General features: G+C 71.3%; 9 protein-coding genes. All 9 read left to right on the top strand.

Annotated elements, in window-relative coordinates; genetic code table 11:
• The coding region (locus NB3_RS24475) for an AMP-binding protein (RefSeq protein WP_157111987.1) at positions 1–545 on the top strand (545 nt) is incomplete at its 5' end.
• The gene (locus NB3_RS24470; protein ID WP_084823630.1) at positions 542–1,537 is read left to right on the top strand and encodes an ABC transporter substrate-binding protein; all 996 of its coding nucleotides are present in this window, start codon (positions 542–544) and stop codon (positions 1,535–1,537) included. The genes NB3_RS24475 and NB3_RS24470, both read left to right, overlap by 4 nt.
• 12 nt (positions 1,538–1,549) lie before the next feature.
• Positions 1,550–3,181, top strand: a complete 1,632-nt coding sequence (locus tag NB3_RS24465; RefSeq protein WP_067807997.1) for a condensation domain-containing protein — start codon at positions 1,550–1,552, stop codon at positions 3,179–3,181.
• Positions 3,178–7,464: an AMP-binding protein gene (locus tag NB3_RS24460; protein WP_244892059.1), complete on the top strand. Its 4,287-nt coding sequence runs from the start codon at positions 3,178–3,180 to the stop codon at positions 7,462–7,464. Before NB3_RS24465 ends, NB3_RS24460 begins: the two co-directional genes overlap by 4 nt.
• 139 nt (positions 7,465–7,603) lie before the next feature.
• Entirely contained in the window at positions 7,604–11,059 is a 3,456-nt protein-coding gene (locus tag NB3_RS24455; RefSeq protein ID WP_067807994.1) for a non-ribosomal peptide synthetase, read from the top strand.
• A gap of 42 nt (positions 11,060–11,101) precedes the next feature.
• Positions 11,102–17,224, top strand: coding sequence for a non-ribosomal peptide synthetase (locus NB3_RS24450; protein ID WP_067807991.1), 6,123 nt, complete (start codon positions 11,102–11,104; stop codon positions 17,222–17,224).
• A gap of 7 nt (positions 17,225–17,231) precedes the next feature.
• Positions 17,232–17,984, top strand: coding sequence for a thioesterase II family protein (locus NB3_RS24445; protein WP_067808006.1), 753 nt, complete (start codon positions 17,232–17,234; stop codon positions 17,982–17,984).
• The gene (locus NB3_RS24440) at positions 17,984–19,303 is read left to right on the top strand and encodes a beta-ketoacyl [acyl carrier protein] synthase domain-containing protein (protein WP_067807988.1); all 1,320 of its coding nucleotides are present in this window, start codon (positions 17,984–17,986) and stop codon (positions 19,301–19,303) included. The genes NB3_RS24445 and NB3_RS24440 overlap by 1 nt, the downstream gene beginning before the upstream one ends.
• Positions 19,296–22,382 (top strand): nocobactin polyketide synthase NbtC, encoded by a 3,087-nt coding sequence (gene nbtC / locus NB3_RS24435; protein WP_067807985.1) that lies wholly within the window; start codon positions 19,296–19,298, stop codon positions 22,380–22,382. Before NB3_RS24440 ends, nbtC begins: the two co-directional genes overlap by 8 nt.
• The last annotated feature ends 6 nt before the right edge of the window (positions 22,383–22,388 follow it).

Raw genomic sequence — 22,388 nt, 5'->3', positions numbered from 1 at the left:
CGCTCGCCGACGGCGCGAGCCTGCTGGTCGCCACCGAGGCGCAACGGGTCGATCCGGTCGCGTTGGCCGAACTCGTCGCCGCGCACGCGGTGACCCACGTGGTGCTGGCGCCGGTGACCGCGGTCGCGCTCGCGGACGAACTGCCGGAACTGCCCAGCGTCCGCCGCTGGGACGTGGCGGGCGTCGACGCGCCGGCGACGCTGTCCACCCGGCTGGCGGCGATGTCGGCGGATTCGGTCGCGGTCGCCTGCTACGGCGTGCCCGAATACACCGGGCCGGTGGCCAGGGGACCGCTGGACGGCAGCGGCCGGGTCCGCCCGATTCCGGGTGGACGGGTGCTGGTGCTCGACGCGGCGCGCCGCCCGGTGCCGCCCGGGGTGATCGGCGATGTCTACGTCGGCGGGGCCGGGCTCGGCGCACCGGCCGACACGGCGCGATGGGTCGCCGACCCGTACCTGGTGGGCGGCCGACTGGTCCGCACCGGTGATCGCGGCTGGTGGGACACCGACGGGTGGCTGAATCTCGACAAGGAGCTGACGAAATGAACACGGTCCGAATTACGGGGCGTCCGCGCCGGGGCACGCTCGGCCGGATGGGTCTGGCCGCGCTCGCGGTGAGCCTGGTCTGCTCGCTGGCGGCGTGCGGCTCCAGCGCAGGCGAGGACAGCGCCACCGGCGCGGTGAAGATCACCCACAGCCTGGGGGAGACCGAGGTTTCCGGCACCCCGCAGCGCGTGGTCACCCTCGGCAACCAGTGGCTCGACGCCACGCTCGCGCTCGGGGTGACGCCGGTCGGTTTCGCCGACAACATCTCCATCGGCGCGCAGTCCAAGCCGCCGTGGGCGCCGGACTCGCTCGCGCAGGCCAAGGCGCTGAGCATGGGCGGCGATATCGTCGAGCAGATCGCGGCGCTGGAACCGGACCTGATCCTGGTGCCCGGCTTCATGGTCGACAAGGCGATGTACGACAAGCTGTCCAAGCTGGCTCCGACCATCGGCCCGGTGACGCCGGGCGCGCAGGTCGACCGGTGGGCTGATCAGGTGAACACGCTCGGCAAGGTGCTGCACCGGGAAACCGAGGCGAGCAAGGTCGTCTCGGACGTCGAGGGCCGGATCGACGCGGTCGGCGCCAAGTATCCGAAGCTGCGCGGCAAGACCTTCTTGACCTGCATGCTGACCGGCCCCGCCCAGTTGATGGTGCTCGCCGACCCGAAGGACGGTTCGGCGGCGCTGTTCACCCGGCTCGGCATGGACATCCCCCAGAAGATCGCGCAGGAGGCACCGACGGGCGGCCGGTTGGCGCTGTCCCCGGAGCGGCTCGGCGACCTCACCTCCGACCTGCTGATCTGCGGCGCGATGCCGGTGTTCGCGGAGAAGTTCAAGCAGCTGCCCGGATACGCGGAACTGCCGTCGGTGCGCAGCAACGGCATCGCGTTCGTCGACGTGACAACCATCAGCGCCATCAACACGCCCACGGCTCTGTCGGTGCCGTACGTGCTCGACAAGCTCGACCCGACGTTCGCGGCCGTCGGTAAGTAAGGAAGGAACGCAATGTCGGATTCGCCCGTGAACGGGGCCACCACCGGTGACCGGGGCACGCCGCTGTCGCTCGCACAGCAGGCGGCGCTGCTGCCCGAACGGTTGCGCCGGGTGCCCGCAGCCAATCTGTTCGTCGCGCTGGAGATCACCGGTGAACTCGACGGAGACGCCTTCGAGCAGGCCGCGGCCGCGCTGCTGGCCGAGCACGAGATTCTGCGCAGCGTCTTCCCGGACGACCGGCGCATGCCGTATCAGCGTGTGCTGCCGGTGCCGGACACGGTGGTCGAGGTGGTCCATGCCGACGCCGACGCGCTCGGCCCCGCGCTGCACGCCGACGCCGAACACCGATTCGATCTGGTGCGCGGCTTGCCGATCCGGATTCGCCGCTACGAACTGGGCGATCGCGCCGTCGTCTCGATCGCGGTGCATCCGGTGGCCGCCGACGACCGCAGTCTCGAACTGCTGACCGAGGCGCTGTTCGCGGCTTATGAACTCGGCACCGCGCAGCCCGCGACCTCGCAGTACCGCGCGCACGTCGCCACGCAGCTGCGCGCCCTGGCCAATCGGGACGCGCCCGAACTGGCCTACTGGACCGAACGGCTCGCGGATCTGCCCGAGCGAGCCGCGCCGGTGCCGGGCGATGCCACCGGCCCCACGCGGCACAGCTTCACGGTTCCCGCCGCGACGCTGTCGGCGCTGCGCGGCGACCAGGACGCGACGGCGGCGTTCGCCGCGGTGCTGGCACGGGCGCTGCGGGACGCGGGCCTAGGTGACGACGTCCTGGTCGGCGTCATCGATCCCGGCCGCACCGATCACACCGAGCACAGTCTCGGCAATTTCGCCAATCACCTTGTGCTGCGCCTCGATCCGACCGCGGGTCCGCGCGAGCTGGTGGCGGCCGCCGGACAGCGCCTCGCCGAGGCCCGCGCCCACGCGACGGCCCGCATCGAGCGGCTCACCCACGAACTGAAGGGCGCGGCGGCGGTGACGACCGGTGCGCTGTTCCAAGCGCTGCTCGGAGTGCGCGCCGAGCGCCCCGGCATCGTGACCGCCGAATTCGGTGTGCGGGAGACGATGCGGCGGTCCGGCCGTCCGCACGGTGTCGATCTGGTCGTCGACGTCGTGACCGGCGCGCAGGACGCCACCGTGATGATCGAGTTCACTTCCGCCTTCGCGGCGGCGGGCGAGTTCGCCGCCCACCTGGAGGCGCTGTGTGCCGCTTTCGCGCAGGGCCGCGACGAACAGGCCGAGATCGCGCTGTTCGCGCCCGCGGCAGCGGGTGACGGGTTCGGTGGTCCTGGCCTCGGCGGCCCACCGCAGACCGAGGCGGAGACCTTGATCGCGGCGGCGATCAGGAAGGTGCTCGAGTTCGACGACGAGGACGAGATCGGCCGCGCCGACACGTTCTTCGCACTCGGCGGCGACTCGATCGCCGCGTTACGCCTGGTCACCGAGCTCGGGGAGCAGGGGTACGCGCTGGACGTGCAAACCGTGTTCGCGCATCCGTCGATCCAGGAGCTGGCGTCGCAGCTGACCGACGCGGCACCGGCGCAGCCGCAAACCGCCGCCGTCGCGCCGATGTCCGCTTCCGGCCTCGATCCCGCGGCGCTGGCCACCCTCGGCAAGCGATTCGGCGCGTCGTGAGCGCACCGCGAATCCTCGATGTCGTAGCGCTTTCTCCGCTGCAACGCGGTCTGTACTCGGTCAGTTCCCTGTCCGGCCCGGTGGACCCGTATCTGGTCACCTTCGCGGTCCGGATCGAGAACCTGGCCGACATCGCGCCGCTGCGTACGGCATTCGATCAGTTGCTGACCCGCTATCCGCATCTGGGCGGCGCGGTGGTCACCGACGGCCTGCCGCATCCGGTGCTCGTGATCACCTCGGCGGGCCGGATCGGCTGGCAGGAGGTGGATCTGCGCGACGCCGACGATCCCGCCGCGGCCGCCATGCGGCTGTACTGGGCGGAGGGCCGCAAGCGCATCGACCTGGACAACGGCCCCTTGTTCCGGGTGACCGCGGCACGGGTCGGCGCGCGCGACTACGAGCTGATCTGCACCGCGCATCACATCGTCGTCGACGGCTGGTCGATCCCGCTGCTGTTCGCCGACCTGATCGCACTGCACGCCGGTGCGACCCTCCCGCCCGCGCCGCCGCTGCGTGATCACGCGGCGTGGCTGGCCGCGCGCGATACCGCGGAGTCGGCTCGCGTGTGGACCGAAGCGCTCGCCGGGCTGGCACCCATGCCGATGCTGGCCCCGCCCGCCCAGGCCGATATCCCGGTGCTGGGCGAGACCCGCATGGATCGCGAGTCCACCGCGACGGTCACCGGCTGGGCGCGGCGCAACGGCCTGACGCTGAACACCGTGCTGCAAATGGCCTGGGCGCGGGTGCTTTCCGGGCTGACCGGCCGCGACGACGTGGTCTTCGGGCAGACCACCTCCGGCCGCGACGCCTCGTTGCCCAACGCAGACCGGCTGGTCGGCGCGCTGGTCACCACGATTCCGGTCCGGGTCCGCGCGGACGAGCGCGCGCCCGCGGCGATCGGCGCGCGACTGCAGCGCGAGGTGGCGCTGCTGCGCGCACACGAGTATCTGGGGATCGCCGAGATCACCCGCCAAGCCGGTATCGGGCAGCTCTTCGACACCCTGCTGGTCTTCGAGAACACGCCGCTCGGCGCCGTGACGGAGCGGATGCCCATGGCGGGCGGCGCGACGATGCTGCCGCGGCGGGTCGACTCGCCGAGCCACTATCCGATCGCGGTCGTCCCGGTGGTCGAGCACGGTGAGCTGATCGTGCGGGTCGAAGTCCGGCCCGACCTGGTGTCCCGATTCGAACCCGACCGGCTGGCACGGCGTTTCGCCGAGGTGGTGCGGCGCATGGTGACCGCGACCCGCGCGTGCGACGTGGACATCCTGCTGGACGACGAACCCGCGGCCCTGGTCGCGCCCGTGCCGCGCGCGGCGGAACACCCGACGGCGTCGGACGCGTTGTTCGCCGCGGCCGAGCGCGCGGGTGCCGCGGTCGCCGTGGTGGACGAGGACGGGGAACAGACTTTCACCGAATTCGCCGCCGCCGTCACGACACTCGCCGAAGGTTTGCGCAGCGCGGGGGTGCGCGCAGGGGACGCGGTCGCCGTCGTGTTGCCACGGGACCGCCGAGTGCTGCACGCGCCGTTCGCGATCGGAAGTATCGGCGCGCTGTGCGTGCACGTCGATCCGGCTACCCCCGCGGATCGCCTCGCCTACATCTTGGAAACGTCCGGGGCGCGAGTCGTACTCGCCGATCGAGCCTTCGGCGATGTGCTCGCGCAGTGCGCCGACGTGCGGCATGCGATCACGGGACCCCACGGCGAACTGGACGTGCCGGAGGACCGGGAGCGGCATCCCGCCGAGGGACCGCGGCCGTGCGCGGCCACGCCGTTCTACGCCGTCTTCACCTCAGGCACCACCGGCAGGCCGAAAGGCGTCGTGGTGTCGCACGGCGCGCTGCTCAACCACTGGGCGAACCATGAGCGCCGCATCTTCGCGCCGGTGGCGGCGGAGGCGGGACGGCGGCTGCGCATCGGGCACGGCTGGTCCACCGGCTTCGACGCGGCGTGGCAGCCGACGGTGGCCCTGCTGAGCGGGCACACCGTCGTCCTGCTCGGCGACAAGGTGCGCACGGACGCCGAGCAGGTGGTCGCGGCGATCGAACGCCATCGCATCGATGTCTTCGACACGTCGCCGTCGATGCTGAGCAGGCTGATCGTCGCCGGGCTCTTCGCCGAGCGCGACGGGCGCGAGCACTGCCCGTTGCGGGTGCTGGCGCTCGGCGGCGAGGCCATCTCGCTCGACACCTGGGCGCGCCTGCGCGCGCTCGACGGCACCAGGGTGATCAACTTCTACGGGCCCACCGAGACCACGGTGGAAGCGCTGATGGCCGACGTGCTCGAGCACGAGGCGCCCACCATCGGACGTCCGTTCGACGGCATGACCGCCGAAGTGCTCGACCATCGGCTGCGCCCGGTGCCGCCGGGCGGTCACGGGGAGCTGTATCTTTCGGGACCGCAGCTCGCGCTGGGCTATCTCGGCAGGCCTGGCACCACCGCCGCGGCGTTCGTCGCCGGTCCGCGCGGACGGCGGTATCGCACCGGCGATCTGGTGCGGCGCACCGACGCGGCGACCGTGGTGTACGAGGGCAGGGCCGACAGTCAGGTCAAGATCAACGGCTATCGGGTCGAGCCGGACGAGGCCACCGTGGTGCTGCGGGAACTGCGCGGCGTCGAGCAGGCGGCGGCGCTGGCGTTCGTCGCGAACGGCCGGACCAGGCTCGGCGCGCTGGTGGTCGCGGATCGTTCGGTCGAGGAGCTCCGCACCGAGCTCGCTCGGCGGCTGCCCCAATTCCTCGTCCCCAGCCGGATCGTGCACGTCGACCGGATTCCGTTGACTCGCAACGACAAGCTCGACGTCCATGCGGCGACGGCGTTGCTGGCCCGGCCCGCGCGCGATACGCGGGGCGGTGCGCCCGCGACCGAGACCGAACGCGCGCTGCTCGAGGTGATCGCCGCGATGGGCGACGCCACCGCGGGCGTCGGACTCGACGACAGCCTGCTCGATCTCGGCATCGACAGCATCGGCGTCATCGATCTGGTGTCGCGCCTGCGCGGCGCAGGGTTCCGGGTGAGCGCCGCGGACGTGCTCGCGGCGACGGACCTGCGCAGGCTGGCGGCGATCCTGTCGAGCGCGGAGCAGCCCGAGGAAGCGCCGCGGGTGCCTGCGGGCACGGTCATCCCGCTGACCGCTCTCGCGCACGAGATCATCGCCTACGGCGACTATCGATACCTGGCGCAGAGCCAGGTGCTCACGGTGCCGGTGGACGCGACACCGGCCGACATCGTCGACCGGCTGGAGGCGCTGGCCTCCGCGCATCCCACGCTGCGTTCCCGACTGGACCGGACGGCGGAGCGGACACCCGTGCTGGTGGTCGGCGAGTCGGCCGAGGTGGCAGCCCAGTTCGAGATCGCCCACGACGAATCGGCCGCCGCGGCGGCCCGGCTGGCCGCGACGGTGGACCGGCTCGACCCCGAGTCGGGCCGCATGATGGCCGCCACGTTGCTGAACGGCCGGGAAGGCAAGCGGCTGCTGTTGTCGATCCACCATCTCGCGGTAGACGTGGTCTCCTGGCTCATCCTGGGTGACGATCTGCGCAGGCTCGCCGAGGGGCAGCCGCCGGTCAACGAGTCCAGGCCCGAGCCGGGGCCGATCCACGCGCCGGCGGCGACCCCGCCGATCCTGGGCACGCCACTGGGCGGCAGGTTGACCGACCCCGCCGTCGATCGAGCGGGCAAGGCGTGGCAGCGGGTGGTCGAGCTGGACGCGCGGCGGACCGCTCGGCTGCTGGATTCGGCCGCGGAGAACGATGTGCCGCTGGAGGATTTCCTGCTGCTGGCCTGTGCGCGCGGCTTCGCCGACAGCGCCGACGACGCCGGGCGGATCGCGGTGACCAGGGAATCGCATGGCAGGCCCGCCGACGACGACACCAGGCAGGTCGGCTGGTTCACCGTCGAAGAGACCGTGCTCGTGCCGCTCGCCGCGGCCGAGGCGTGGACTCCCGCCTCGGGCGCGGCCCCGGTACGGGAGCGCACGCTCGACGCGCGCGGACAGTTGCGCCTCAACCACCTGGGCCGGTTCGACCTCTTGCCATTCGGCTCCGGCCCATGGACGCCCGCGCCGCTGGCGGAGTTCACCGCCGAGTTCGGCATCGCGGCGCATCCGGATCTGCCGCTGCGTTTCACCGTGGACATCACCACAGCGGTGGTGCCGAGGGGGGACGGGCCGGTGCTGGTCGCTCAATTCGACGTGAACTCAGCGGTGTTCGGCGAGGCCGAGGTCGAAAAGCGCTTGGCGCGCTGGACGGCGGTCCTCGCCGATCCGGGAGTAGCCGGGTGAATGCCGGAGCCGGAACGATGCCGAGGTTAGCCAAACCACACTCTGCCGCACGATGGGGTCTATGGGTTAGGATCCCTTAAGTTAGGCAAGGCTTGCCTATTGAATAGGCAGGCCGGTGTTCGGTGCGGTGAGGAGTCTGATGCTCGGCAAGGCGGAAGTTCGCGAGATCGTTGCGACGGACCTGGGAGTGGCTCAGGAAACCATCGGTGACGACGACGATCTCGTCGGTCTGGGCATGCACTCGATGAAGCTGATGCATTTGGCCGCGAAGTGGCGCAAGCAGGGCTACGACGTGCGCAGCTCCCATCTGGCACTGCAACCGACCATCGCCGCGTGGGCGGAACTGCTCGCGGCGAGCCGCGCCGGGGAAACCGCGACCGAGGCCGCGCCGCAGGCGTCCGTGACCGAAAGCGCCTCGGAGTCGGACGAATTCCCGCTCGCCACCATGCAGCACGCCTACTGGGTCGGCCGCAGGCAGGACCAGCGGCTCGGCGGCGTCGCCGCGCACCTGTACGTCGAATTCGACGGCGCCGGACTGGAAGCCGAGCGGATGCGGCGGGCGGTCGGGCGGCTGTTGCGCAGGCACGACATGCTGCGAGCCCAGTTCTCCGACAGCGGCACCCAGCGGATTCCGCCCGAGCCGCTGGTGCCGGTATTCCACGCGAACGACCTGCGCGACGGCCACGACACCGGAGCGATCGAAGCCGAGCTGGAGCGGATCCGGCAGGACAAGAGTCACCAGCGCATGGACGTCGCGGCGGGGCAGGTGGTCGACATCGCGGTCACCGTCCTGCCGGGCGGAAAGCACCGGCTGCACCTCGATGTGGACATGGTCGCCGCGGACGCCCAGAGCTACCGCAGGATTCTCGACGATCTGGCCGCGCTGTACGAGGCCGACGACGACGCGCTGACGCCCATCGGCTGCACTTTCCGCGAGTACCTCGCCGCGAAAGAGCGCGCCGCGCCGGACAACTCGGCCGACGCGCGCTGGTGGGCGGACAAGATCGCTGACCTGCCCGACATCCCGTCGCTGCCGGTGGTGCCGGAGAACGATCGGCCCGACCCGTCGCGCAGCATCCGGCTGCATCACTGGTTCGACGCCGAGGCGAAGGCGCGACTGCACGCGAACGCGCACGGCAACGGCGTGACGCCGGCGGTCGCCCTGGCCACCGTGTTCAGCGAGACCATCGCGCGCTGGTCGGCGCGGCAGCGCTTCCTGCTCAACCTGCCGCTGTTCAACCGCGAACCGCTACACGACGACATCGACCGCGTGGTGGGCGATTTCACCAACTCGGTGCTGGTGGACGTGGACGCGCGCGAGACCGAGTCGATGGTGGCGCGGGCCAAGCGATTGCAGCGCGAATTGCACACCTGCGCGGCGCACTCCGGCTACGAGGGTTTGGACGTACTGCGCGACCTCGGCCGCGAGCGTGGCGCTCCCGTGACGCCGTCGGTGGTGTTCACCTCGGGTCTCGATCTCGGTGAGCTGTTCTCCGAGCGCGTGACCCGGGTGTTCGGCGAACCGGTGTGGATCATGTCGCAGGGTCCGCAGGTGGACCTGGACGCACAGGTGGCGGAGTTGTCCGGTGGCCTGCTGGTGAACTGGGACATCCGCAGGGACGCGCTGCCGGAGGGCGTGGCCGAGGCCATGTTCGAACGGTTCCGCCGCACGCTGGACGCGCTGATCGAACCGGACGCCGACTGGACGGCGGACCTGCGCATCGAGCTGCCCGCCGCCCAGCGGGCGGTCCGGGACGCGGCCAACGACACCGACGCCGACCTCGGCGCGCGCACCCTGCACGGCGCGTTCTTCGACGCGGCGCGCGACCATCCCGAGCGGACCGCGCTGTGCTGGCGCGACGGGGGCACGAGCAGCTACGGCGAACTGGCGGATCAGGCGCTCGCGGTCGGGCACGCGCTGACCGAGGCGGGCGTTCGTCCCGGCGACACGGTCGCCGTCATCGTGGCGAAGGGCCACCGGCAGCTGCCCGCGGTGCTCGGCGTGCTCGCGGCGGGAGCCGCCTACCTGCCGATCGGCACCGATCAACCGAGCGCGCGGCGCGATCGCATCCTGCGGCGCGGCGCGGTTTCCGTGGCGCTGCTGGACGCTCCGGCCGAGCTGCCCGATGGCGTCACCGGGCTGACGCTCGCCGACGCGCTCGCCGGGCCACGACTGGACCGCGCGCACGACACCGATCCGGACGCGGTGGCCTATGTGCTGTTCACTTCCGGCTCGACCGGCGAGCCCAAGGGCGTCGAAGTGAGCCACCGCGCGGCGGCGAACACCATCGACGCCATCGACACCCGGTTCGGCATCGGCGCGGACGACCGCACCATCGGCCTGTCCGCACTCGGCTTCGATCTGTCCGTCTACGACATCTTCGCGCCCCTGTCCCGCGGCGGCGCGCTGGCTTGCCTGGACGCCGACACCGAGCGCGACGCCGCGGCGTGGGCGGCCTTGATCGCCGAAGCGGGCGTGACCGTGCTGAACTGCGCGCCCGGCCTGGTCACCATGCTGGCCGACACCGCGAGCCCGCAACAGCTGCGCTCGCTGCGGGTCGTGCTGACCGGCGGCGACCGAGTGAAAACTCGACTGGCCCAGCGGATGCGGGCAGCCGTGCCCGGATTGCGTTTCGCCGGGCTCGGCGGCACCACGGAGACCGCGATCCATTCGACGGTGTGCGAGGTGACCGACGACTTCCCCGCCGAATGGGACAACGTGCCCTACGGCACCCCCTTGGCCGATGTCCGGCTGCGCGTCGTCAACGAGCGCGGCGAGGACTGCCCCGACTGGGTGCCCGGCGAACTGTGGATCGGCGGGGCGAGCGTCGCCGACGGCTACCGTGGCGATCCGGAGCGCACCGCCGACCGGTTCGTGGAACGCGACGGCGTGCGCTGGTACCGCACCGGCGATCTGGCGCGCTACTTGCCGGACGGAACGGTCGATTTCCTCGGCCGCGCCGATCACCAGGTGAAGATCCGCGGCTACCGCGTCGAGTTGGGCGAAGTGGAGTCGGCGCTGGCCGCGCTGCCCGGCGTGGACGAGGCGGTCGCGCTGCTCACCGAGGCGGGCAGGCTGGCCGCCGCGGTGCGCGCGAACGCCGAAGTGACCGCCGACGGCATCGCCGCCGCCCTGCGGGAGTTGTTGCCCGCGTATATGGTTCCCGATGTCATCGAGGTGCTGGCCGATATTCCGCTGACCGCCAACGGCAAGCTGGACCGCGTCGCGATCCGGCGCAGGCTCGGGGCGGACGACGCGGCGGCGCGCATCACCTATGTGCCGCCCGCCGACGAGGTGGAGGCGGCGGTCGAGTTCATCGCCGCCCAGGTGCTCGGCGTGGACCGGATCGGTGTCGCCACCGACTTCTTCGACGCGGGCGGCAATTCGATTCTGGCGACCACGTTCACCGGCCAGGTGCGCGGTCTGCTCGCGGTGTCCGGCTTCGGCGTCACCGGCGTCTTCGAGGGCAGGACGGTGCGCGGGATCGCCGCCGGACTGCGCGCCGCGGAAACGGATCCGGCTCGGTTGGAGCGCGTCAGCCGGATTCTGCTCGAACTCGCGCAGGTGAGTGTTCCCGAGCCCGCCGCGGTCTGACGACCCGCTCGGTTCTGTCCCACGAGGATTGGTTTGACGCAGATGCGATCGCTGGAAGAGCTACAGGAAGCGATGCGGGCCCGGCTCGCGGAAGAGGGGCTTGCCGCGGCGCCCTCGGTGCCGATGCGCCGTGACCCGGCCCGCGCGCCGTTGTCGTTCGGGCAGCGCTATGTGTGGGCGCATCTGCAGATCAACCCGGACAGCACCGCCTACAACCTCTGTCTCGCGCTCACTTTCGAGGGCGAGGTGGTCGACGACGCGTTGCGCCGCGCGTTCCTCGCGCTGGCGCGCCGCCACGAGGTGCTGCGCACCACCTACCACAACGACGAGCAGGGTGAGCCCTACCAGCTCATTCACGACGACCTGCCGCCGCGGGTGCGTGAGGTCGATCTCACCGCATTGCCCGCCCCGCAGGCGCGCACGGAACTGGACGCGCTGGTCACCGCGGCCGCGCACGAGACGTTCGATCTGTCCCGCGAGTCCTCCATGCGGCTGACGTTCGCGCGCACCGACGCGCGCACCCTGACGGTGGTGCTGGTGATCCAGCACATCGCCTGGGACGGCATGACGCTGCCCGCGTTGTCGCGCGACGTGGAGCGGTTCTACCGGGAGGCGCTCGCCGGTCCGATCCGGGTGGAGCCGCCGCGCCTGCAGGTCGCCGATTTCGCCGAATGGGAGCAGGATCGTTTCGCCGAGCGGGACCACGCCGCCGACGAAGCGTTCTGGGCCGGGCGCTTCGACGGGGAAGTGCCGGAACTCCAGCTGCCGTACAACCGAAGGCCGGTCACCGTCACCGAGCGCGGCGCACGGCTGGACCGGCTGCTCGGCGCCACCGCGGACGCGAATCTCCGCGCGTTGAGCGCCCGTTCCGGGGCGACGCCGTTCGCGGTGTTCCTGGCCGCGTACTACGTCGCGCTGCGCCAGATGACCGGGCAGACCGAGATCGTCGTCGGCACCACGGTCGCCAACCGGGAAGAGCCCGGCATGGAGCCGCTGATCGGCAACTTCAGCAACATGCTGCCGCTGCGGTTCACCGGGGCGCGCGGCGGCGACCGCCCGGCCACGTTCGGCGACCTGATCGAGCATGTGCGCGAGGTGACCACCGAAGCGTTCCTGCACAAGCACTTCCCGCAGGAAGCGCTCGTCCGCGCGGTGAACAAGGCGACGGGCAACGTCGGATCGCGGCTGTTCGACACCATGGTGCTGTTCCTGCACCAGAAGATCGACGGCCCGCAGCTGCCCGGCGCGGTCACCAGCTGGCAGCTGGCCGATCACGGCGCGTCGCTGCTGCCCGTCGCGGTGGAGGCGTTCATGCACGCCGACCGGGTGGACGTGCAGATCACCTACCGCACCGATCTCTTCGACGCCGCCACCATCGCGCGGCTGCACGACTACATCGACCGGACGCTGGCCGCCGCCGCGATCGATGTGCCGGTCGACCGGCTGCTGGTGCTCACCCCGTCGGACGAACTCGCCGTGCGGACCTGGTCGCGCGGCGATGTCGTGCCGATCGAGCGGGACACCGTGGACGCGATGATCCGGCATTCGGCCGCGACCTATCCGGACCGCACCGCCGTGGTGTTCGGCGACATCGAACTGAACTACGCCGAATTCGACGCGCGGGTCAACCGATTCGCCAGGCTGCTGCTCGCGCACGGCGTCCGCAACGGCGACCGGGTCGGCGTCTACGCCGAACGCGGCGAGCGACTGCCGGTAGTGTTCGCCGCCGTGCTGCGGGCCGGAGCCGTCTATGTCCCGGTGGACCCCAGCTATCCGGCCGATCGCATCGAGTACATGCTCGGTGACGCCGAGCCCGCCCTGCTGGTGCTGGCCGCGTCGGCGACCCTGTCCGTCGAAGGCATCGCGGTGATCGACCTGGACGCGCCGCAGACCCTCGCCGCGCTCGCGACCCACGACGACGCCCCGATCCGCGCCGCCGAACTCGCCCGCCCGATCCACCCGCTGGACGCCGCGTACCTGCTCTACACCTCGGGCACCACCGGCAGGCCGAAAGGCGTGGTGATCAATCACCGCGCGGTCGCCAACCACGTGCAGTGGATGCGCGACTATCTCGGTTTCGGGGCCGAGCGCATCCTGCAGAAGGCGCCGATCGGCTTCGACGTCTCGGTGTTCGAGCTGGTGAACGCGCTGTGCACCGGCTCGGCCACAGTGCTGCCGCCGCCGGACTGGTGGCAGGCCGACGTCGAGGCGCTGGCCGCGATCATCCACCGGCACGGGATCACTCAGGTGTCGCTGGTGCCGAGCGTGGTGCGCGCGTTCCTCGACGCCGGACCGGATCCGGACCGGCTTCGCTCGATGCGTTTCGTCTACCTCGGCGGCGAGGCGGTGCCGCCGCCGCTGGTCGAGGAGACGAGCCGGGTCTTCGGTGGCACGGTGCTGAGTCTGTACGGCCCGACCGAGGCCGCGATGGACCTCACCCACGAGAACTTCGCCGGCGCGCTGGCGCGTCCGGAGGAGTTCCGGTCGGCGTTGATCGGCCTGCCGGAATGGAATTCGAACGTCTACGTGCTCGACGAGCACCTGCGCCAGGTGCCGCCCGGCGTTACCGGCGAGCTCTACCTCGGCGGAATCCAGCTGGCGCAGGGTTATCACCGCAGGCCCGGCCTGAGCGCGGCCGCTTTCGTCGCCTGCCCGTTCGCCGACGAGCGCGGCGCGCGGATGTACCGCACCGGCGACATCGTGCGCTGGCATCCCAGCGGCAGCCTGGAATACCTCGGCCGGGCCGACGATCAGGTCAAGATCCGCGGCCACCGCATCGAACTCGGCGAGGTCGGCTCGGTGTTGCGTCAGGTGCCCGGCATCGCCTCGGCCGCCGCTGTCGCGATCGAACGCGAAACGGACACGGTGCTGGTGGCCTACTACGTGGCCGAGCCGGGATCGGCGCTCGCCGCGGGTACCGACGCCGCGAACACCGAGGCCGTCAAAGCGCAGCTGGCCGAGCGGTTGCCCGACTACATGATCCCGTCCGCCCTGGTGAAACTGGCGGCGCTGCCGCTGACCGCGAACGGAAAGCTCGACCGGAAGGCGCTGCCGGTGCCCGACCTGGGCGGCAGCACCGGGCAGGGCCGGGCGCTGCGCGCGGGCGCCGAACTGGCGGTGGCCGAGGCGATGCGGCAGGTGCTGGGCATCGCCGAGCACACCGACCTGGCGGCCGAGGACGATTTCCTCGCGCTCGGCGGCGACTCCATCACCGCGATCCGGATGGCGTCGGCGCTGAAGAAGCGCGGACTGCTGATCACGACCAGCGCGCTGTTCGAGGCGCGCACCATCGCGGCGATCGCCGCCGCCACCGAGCCGCTGGACGCGCTCGCCGCCCCGGCGCTGACCGAGGTGGGCGACGGCACGGGCTGGATTCCGCTCAATCCGATCGCCACACTGCTCGTCGAGCGGCGCGCCGGCCACTCCGCCTACAGCCAGGCGATCGCGCTGGTCACTCCGGCGGACAGCTCGCCGCGGCGGCTCCAGGCCGTGATCAACGGCGTCATCGACCGTCATCCGCTGCTGCGGGCGCGAATCGCGACCGGCCCGGAAGGCGCGCCCGCGTACTACGTGCCCACTCCGGGCGAACCGATCGTCTATCCGGTGGTGGCGGAAGTCGAGATCGCCGATGCGGCGTGGGAACAGGACGCCGAGCCCGCACTGCGCGAGCAACTGCGCAAGCTGAGCGCCGAACTGGACCCTGCCGCCGGTCGCATGGTGGGCGCGGCGTGGGTGCGCAGCGCGGATCGTCGTGCCGGGCGGCTGCTGCTCGTCGCCCACCACTTGGTGGTGGACGGCGTCTCGTGGCGGATCATCACCGACGACCTGCGTCAACTGTGGGCCGGTGACGCGGCGGCCGATGAAGGCACTTCGGTACAGACGTGGAACACCAACCTGGTTCGGCTGGCGCACTCGGATGCGATCGTGGCCGAGCTCCCGGCGTGGCAGGCCGTCGCCGCGCATCCCGATCCGCTGCTCGGCGCCCGGGCGTTCGACGGCGCGGTGGACACCGTCGCGACGGTGCGCGAAGTCACCGCCGAGCTGGCGGCCGCCGACACGCACTACCTGATGACCACCGCCGCACAGGCTTTCGGCTGCGACTTCCTGGACATCCAGGTCGCGGCGCTCGCGGTCGCGACCCACCGATTCCGGCGGGCCAGGAACAACGACGCCGCGACGGTCTCGCTGACCATGGAGCGGCACGGCCGCGTCGAAACGCTGTTCCCCGGAGTGGATCTGGCCAACACCGTCGGCTGGTTCACCACCGCGTACCCGGTCGCGCTCGACGTGGCGGCGGGCGCGGCGGAGCCGGACATGGTGGCCGCGGTCAAAGCGGTCAAGGAGCAGTTGCTCGCCGTGCCGGATTCCGGCATCGGATGGGGCCTGCTGCGTGATCTCAGCCCGGTGGGCAGGCAGGCGCTGGAGCAGTACCCCGCGCCGCAGCTGAGTTTCAACTACATGGGCCGGTTCGCGGTTCCCGCGCGGACCGACGCGCTCGACGACTGGGCCGCCGCACCGGAGTTCGGGTATCTGGGCGGCCACGCCGACGACTCGATGCAGGCCCCTGCCTTGCTGGACGTCAACACCGTCGCGGTGCTCGACGGCGAAACACCGGCGCTGCACGCCTCGTTCCGTTTCCCGTCCGGTCCGCTGGCCGAGGACGCGGTGCGAGAGTTCGCCGAGCTGTGGACGGCGGCGCTGCGCGAGCTGGTAGCGGCCGTGCGGGACAACCCCGATGTCGGGCTCACGCCGAGCGATGTGCTCGCCAGCGACGTGACGCAGCTGGACCTGGACCGCTGGCGCGCGCTCTACGGCCGCTACGTCGATGTGTACCCGCTCGCCCCGTTGCAGGCCGGGCTGTATTTCACCGCGCTGAGCACCGCGGGCCGCGATGCCTACACGGTGCAGACCACCATCACCGTGCGCGGTGAACTCGACGTGCCGCGGCTGGCCGGCGCGCTGGACACGGTGCTGAACCGGTACCCCAATCTGCGTATGGCGGTGTCGGTCTCGCATGCCGGTCAGCCGTACGCCGTCATCGCGGAGCGGATGGACTTCCCGGTCGCCGAGGTCGACTACACCGCGTACGCCGATGCGGCCGAACGCCTCACCGCTTTCCTCGACACCGACCAGGCGGGCGCGTTCGAGCTGTCCCGCGGGCCGCTGATGCGCGCGACCGTCGTCCACCTGCCCGACGCCGAGCACATGCTCGTGCTCACCTCGCACCACATCCTCACCGACGGCTGGTCCGGCCAGCTGCTGCCGCGCGAGATCTTCGCCGCCTACGCGGGCCGCGCCGCGCAGGAGCCGCAGGGCAACCCGGCCACTTTCGCGGGATTCCTGCGGCTGACCGAGGAACGCGAGCAGCGGACCGAAGCGGTGTGGGACGCCTACCTGGCCGCCGCGCAACCGTGCCTGGTCGCGCCGAACCGGGTGCCGGGCGGCTCGATGCCGGTGCTGCACCGTTTCCCGGTGCCGGACGAGGTGGCCGACGGCCTCGCCGAGCTGGCCGCCGCGACCGGCACCACCGTGAGCGTGCTGTGCCAGCTGGCCTGGGCGAACGTGCTCGCACTCGTCACCGGCGGCGACGCGGCCGTCTTCGGCGAGGTGGTCTCCGGCAGGCCCGCCGACCTCGACGAGGTGGACAGCGCCATCGGCTGCTTCGTCAACACCGTCCCGGTCGCGGTGCGACTGCCCGCCGACCGCAGCTGGCGGGCGCAACTGACCGAGATGCAATCGCGCCGCTGGGAACTGATGGAGTTCCAGCAGTACCGCCTCACCTCGGCGAATCGCGCGGCGGGCGCGCGCAGGCTGTTCGACAGCATGTTCGTGTTCCAGTCCTACCCCTCCGGGCGGGCGGACCTGGTGCGGCTGCTCGGCGGCGCCGGGCTCGAGCTGACCGGCTTCGAGGGCCGCGGCGCCACCGACAACGCGTTGCTGCTCATGATCTTCCCCGCCGACCTGCTGTTCCCGGGCGAACCGCTGCAGGTCGCGCTGTTCTACGCCGAGGACTCCTTCGACGACAACGACGCCCGAATCATCGAAACCGCGTTCAGCAACACCCTGCGCGCGATCGCGACCGACCCCGACCGCCGCATCGGCGACACCGAGGTCGTCGACGACGCCGACCTGGGGATGTTGGTGATGCGCCGGATGTGGCAGTGAGGAAATGATGGCCAGTTCACCCGGATGGATCCGGAAGTTCCACAAACCCCGCGCCGCGGGCAACCCGCCGCTGCTGATCTGCCCGCACGCGGGCGGAGGCGCATCGACCTATCGGCCGTTCTCCAAGGCGCTCAGCGAGCATTTCGACGTCGTGGTCTTCCAGTACCCGGGGCGGCAGGACCGGGCGGGCGAACCGGTCAAGGAGACGATTCAGGAGATCGCCGCGGAGGCTTTCGACGAATACCTCCGTTCGCCGTTGCCGCGGGATGTCCCGATCACGGTCTTCGGCCACAGCATGGGCACCATGGTGGCTTTCGAATTCACCCGGCTCGCCGAAGCGGCGGGCGTTCCGGTGCGGCTGCTCGGCGTCTCCGGCGCGGTGGCCCCGTGGCAGGTCGCCGACATGCCGCCGCATCCCACCGAGGACGAGGCGCTGCTCGACCACGTCGGCGCGCTCGGCGGCACCGGCGCCGACGCCTTGGCCAATCGGGATCTGATGCGCATGGCGCTGCCCGCGCTGAAGGCCGACTACGCCGCGTTCGACGCCTACGCCTGTCCCAAGGACGTGGCGGTGCGCGCCCGCATCCACTCGATGGGCGGCAGCGCGGACGAGTTCGTCGGGATCGGCGATCTGTTCGCCTGGGACGCGCACACCGAACAGGACCTGACCGTCACGATGTTCGACGGCGGCCACTTCTATCTACACGATCACGTACCGGCGATCACGGACGTGCTCTCCGGCGAGCGAGCGGCGGCATGATGACGGCGAACAACAACGACGATCCGATCGTCATCGTCGGGATGGCCGTGGAAGCGCCAGGCGGCGTCGACACGCTGGGCGACTACTGGACGGCGCTGGCGCAGGCCCGCGACCTGATCGGACCGTTCCCGCGTGACCGTGGTTGGCCGGTGGAACGACTGCTGGGCATGGCGGGCACCGACGGGTGGGGCCGGGTCGCGGACGCGGGCGGATTCCTGACCGGCGCGGCGCATTTCGATCCGGCGTTCTTCGGGATCAGCCCGCGCGAGGCGGTGGCGATGGACCCGCAGCACCGGGTCGCGCTGCGCGTGGCCTGGCGGGCGCTGGAGAACACCGGCGTCGATCCCGACGCGCTCGCCGGCGCCGAAGCCGGTTGCTTCATGGGCGTTTCGTATACCGAGTACGGCCCCCGAGGCGACGAGCCGAACGAATACACCGGCTATCGGGCCACCGGGGCCGCGCTGGGTGCGACGGCTGGCCGGATCTCGCATGTGCTGGGGTTGGTCGGCCCTTCGATCAGCGTGGACACCGCGTGCGCCTCGTCGCTGTCCGCACTGCACTTGGCCGCCAATGCGATCCGCGCCGACGAGTGCGAATGGGCGCTGGCCGGCGGTGTCTGCGTGATGGGCTCGGCGGCGGGCTTCTTCGAGTTCGCCAGGGCGAACGCGCTGTCGCCGGACGGTCAGTGCAAGCCGTACTCCGCGCACGCCCAGGGAACGCTGTGGGGCGAGGGCGCGGGCGCGGTTGTGCTGGAGCGCGAGTCGCGAGCGCGCGAACTCGGGCACCGGATCTACGGCCGGGTGCTGGCCACCCGGGTCAACCACAACGGAAAGGGCGCGCCGATCGCGGTGCCGAGCAGTGCCGCGCAGGAGCGGCTGATCCGCAAGACGGTCGCGGCGGCGGGCATCCCGGCCGAGTACATCGGGATGATCGAGGGCCACGGCACCGGAACCGCGGTGGGTGATCCCATCGAGCTGGTCGCGTTGCAGAACGTTTACGGCGCGAGTGCGGACGCGGGGCCGCTGCTCGGTTCGGTGAAGTCCAATCTCGGTCACGCGCAAGCCGCCTCGGGCATGCTCGGCTTGATCAAGGTGCTGCTCAGCGGCCTGCACGGCCGGATAGCGCCGACCAGGTTCGCCGACGAGCCGACCACGGAGGTGGACTGGGACGCCGCCTCGCTCCGGCTCGCCGACCGGCTGTCGGACTGGGCTCCGCGCGACGGCGTCCGCTACGGCGCGGTCTCGTCGTTCGGTGTCGCGGGCACCAATGCGCACGCCGTCATCGCCATGCCCGCGCTGGAGGAGGAGATCCATGTCTAGTCATCGGCTTCCGGACGGCAGCATCCCCGTCCTGCTGTCCTCCCACGGCGTCGAGTCGTTGCGCGCCGAGGCCGCCGCGATCCTCGCCTACTTGGATCGGTGGCCAGGCGTCACGCCGGATCGAGTGGCGGACATGCTGTTCCGGACCAGATCGGCGCGACGACATCGGGCGCTGGCCATGGTGCGCGACCGCGCGGAACTGATCGATGCGCTGCGCGCGGTGGTCGCGGGTCAGCCGCATCCCGCCGTGATCGGCAACAGCGCCGCGGCGAGCGCGCGCAGGATCGGATTCGTGTTCCCCGGTCAGGGTAGTCAGCGGGCGGGCATGGGCAAGCTCTACTACGAGAAGTCGCCGGAATTCCGCGCGGCGGTGGAGGAATGCGATCTGGTGTTCCGAGAGCTGTTCCAGCTCTCCCCGCTGGAATACCTGCTCGACGACTCCATCTCCGACGACGTGCTGCGCACCGTGCAGCCCGCGCTGCTGATGCAGATGCTCGGGCTCGCCGCGATGTGGCAGGCGGCCGGCGTTCGCCCCGCCGTGACCATCGGCCACAGCCAGGGCGAGCTCGCGGCGGCCGTGGTCTCCGGGGTGATGCCGCTGGCCGACGCGGTGCGCGTGGTCACGCTGCGCGGCGGCCTCGTCGACACCCTCGGCGAGCAGGAACGCACCAAGGGCCGGGTGTTCTCGATGGCCGTCCTCGGCATCAATCGAGAGGAGTGCGAGGCGCTGCTGGCCCGCAACTCCGGATTCGCCGAACTGTCGGTGATCAATTCGGCGCACGTGCTCGTGATCGGCGGGGATCGATCGACGGTCGGCGAGGTGGTCGCGGAACTGACCGAGCAGGGCAAATTCGCCAAGGAGATCCGCGTCGCCTATCCGGCGCACACCTCGGTGGTCAGCGAGTTCCGCGACGAGTTCTGCGACAGCACGCTGGTGGACAAGCTGGACAGCGCGCAGTTCGCCGCGACCGACATCGAGTGCATCGGCGGCACGCTGGGCGCCGCGATCACCCCGGACCTACCGGTCGGTGACTACTGGTACTGGAACCTGCGCAACCGCGTTCGGTTCGATCTGGCCATCGCCGCCGGTGTGGACAGCGGCGTCGACACGTTCATCGAGATCTCCGAGCATCCGGCGCTGGTACTCGCCCTGATGGAGAACCTGGGCACCGCGACCACCCAGCGCGACTTCCAGGTGATCGGCACCTCGCGCCGCACCGCCGAGGGGCTGGAGGACTTCACCCGTAACCTCGCGACCGTCGCGGTCAACGACGCCGGATACGACTGGTCTGCCCTGCGCGTGGATTCGGAGGAAGGCGTGCGGCTCCCGCTGCTCGACTTCCCGAACACCCGGATGAACGAGAAACCCCTCTGGGCGCCGTACGAGCGGACCGAGAGTGTCGTGCGACCGCCGGCGGAAGCGCCGACCGCGCCCCCGGCCCGGGTGTGGGAGACGTGGGTGCGACTGCCCGCGCGCACCCTGGTGCCGCCACGCACGGTGGCCATCGTCGACGCCACCGGACGCTGCGCGGAGCTGGCCGGTGAACTGCGCACCGCCGCGGCGCGGCACGGCGTAACGGTCGTCGACCACGACGGCGGCAGCGTGGCTTTCGACACCGTCCTCGTGCTCGCCCCCGCCCCGAGCGACGGGGAGAGCGATTCCGCCGTCACGGCGCTGGCCGAGTTCGCCGGCGCAAGCGGTTGGCTGCCCGACCTGACCGGGGTGGGCGATGCCTGGCTGGTGACCGTCGGCGGCGAACAGGTACTCGCCGCCGACACGCCCGACCTGTTCGGCGCTGCCGCCCAGGCGGGATTCCGTTGCCTGGCCGCCGAGCATCTGGGCGTGAACTTCCGCCACCTCGATCTGCCCGCGGGCCAACCGGCTGCGGCGCTGGCCCGGCAGGCGATCGGCGCGATCCACACCGCGGGCGAGCCCGAGCTCGCCCTGCGCGAGGACGGCGTCTACGCCAAACGCCTGATCGCCGACGACTCCGCACCCGACCCGCTGCGCGACGACCGGCTCGCCGAGGTGCTGATCACCGGCGGCACCGGCAAACTCGGCTTGGACTTCTGCGAGCAGTTCGTGCGCGCCGGCGCGAAACGAATCACCTTGCTCGGCCGGTCGGGCGGATCGCCCGCGGTGCGCGCGCGGATCGCGCGCATCGGCGAACTGGGTCCCGCCGAGATCGTCGTGCGGGCCTGTGATGTGCGCGACGAGGCGGCCGTGGCCGCGCTGGCCGCGGACTATCGCGACACGCCCATCGATCTGATCGTGCACGCCGCGGTCGATTACGCCGCGGCGGCCGAATCCGGCCGGGAGGCCGTGCGCGCGGCTGCCGCGCCGAAGATCCTCGCCCTCGACCATCTGGTGCGGCATCTGCCGCGCGGCGAGGCGGGCCGGATCGTGGTGTGCTCGTCACTGTCGGCGACCATCGGCGGACGAGGTCACCTGCTGTATTCGGCCGTCAACCGCATGCTGGATGCCGCCGCGGCGCGGTATCGCGGTCGCGGCGTCGCGTGCTCGTCGGTGCAGTGGGGCCTGTGGCGCGAGGTCGGAGCGGATCAGGCCGAGGCGCTGGCGAAGATCAGCGGAACCGGTCTGGCTCCGATGGACCCGGGGGCCGCGACCGCCGCGGGCATCACGACAGCGGCGGAGAACGTCATCGTCGCGGCGGCCGATTGGGAGCGGATCGCGGACATCTTCACCATCTTCGGCTTCGGTCCGCTGTTCGCGAGCCTCGAGGTCGAGCCATTGCCGGAGCTGCCGCATCCGGTCGTTCCGGAGACGCAAGTTGCCGCACCGCAACCCGAATCGGCACTCGCGCCCGAGCCGGAAGACGTGCCCGAACCCGGCGGCGCCGATACCGCGGAACGGGTCCGGTTCGCCCTGCGAGCGGTGATGGGCATGGACACCTCGGAGTCGATCGACGGATCGATGCCGCTGGTCGCGCTCGGCCTCGACTCGCTGCAAGCGCTGGATCTGCGCAAGCGCATCGAAGCGGAGCTACGGCGCGAACTCCCGGTCACGGCGATCCTCGGCGGGGCGTCGCTGGACGAAGTGGTCACCCTGCTCGGCTGATGGCGA

The organism is Nocardia beijingensis NBRC 16342 (assembly GCF_001612785.1).
Taxonomy (GTDB): domain Bacteria; phylum Actinomycetota; class Actinomycetes; order Mycobacteriales; family Mycobacteriaceae; genus Nocardia; species Nocardia beijingensis.
This window is presented reverse-complemented; position numbering and strand designations above follow the sequence as displayed.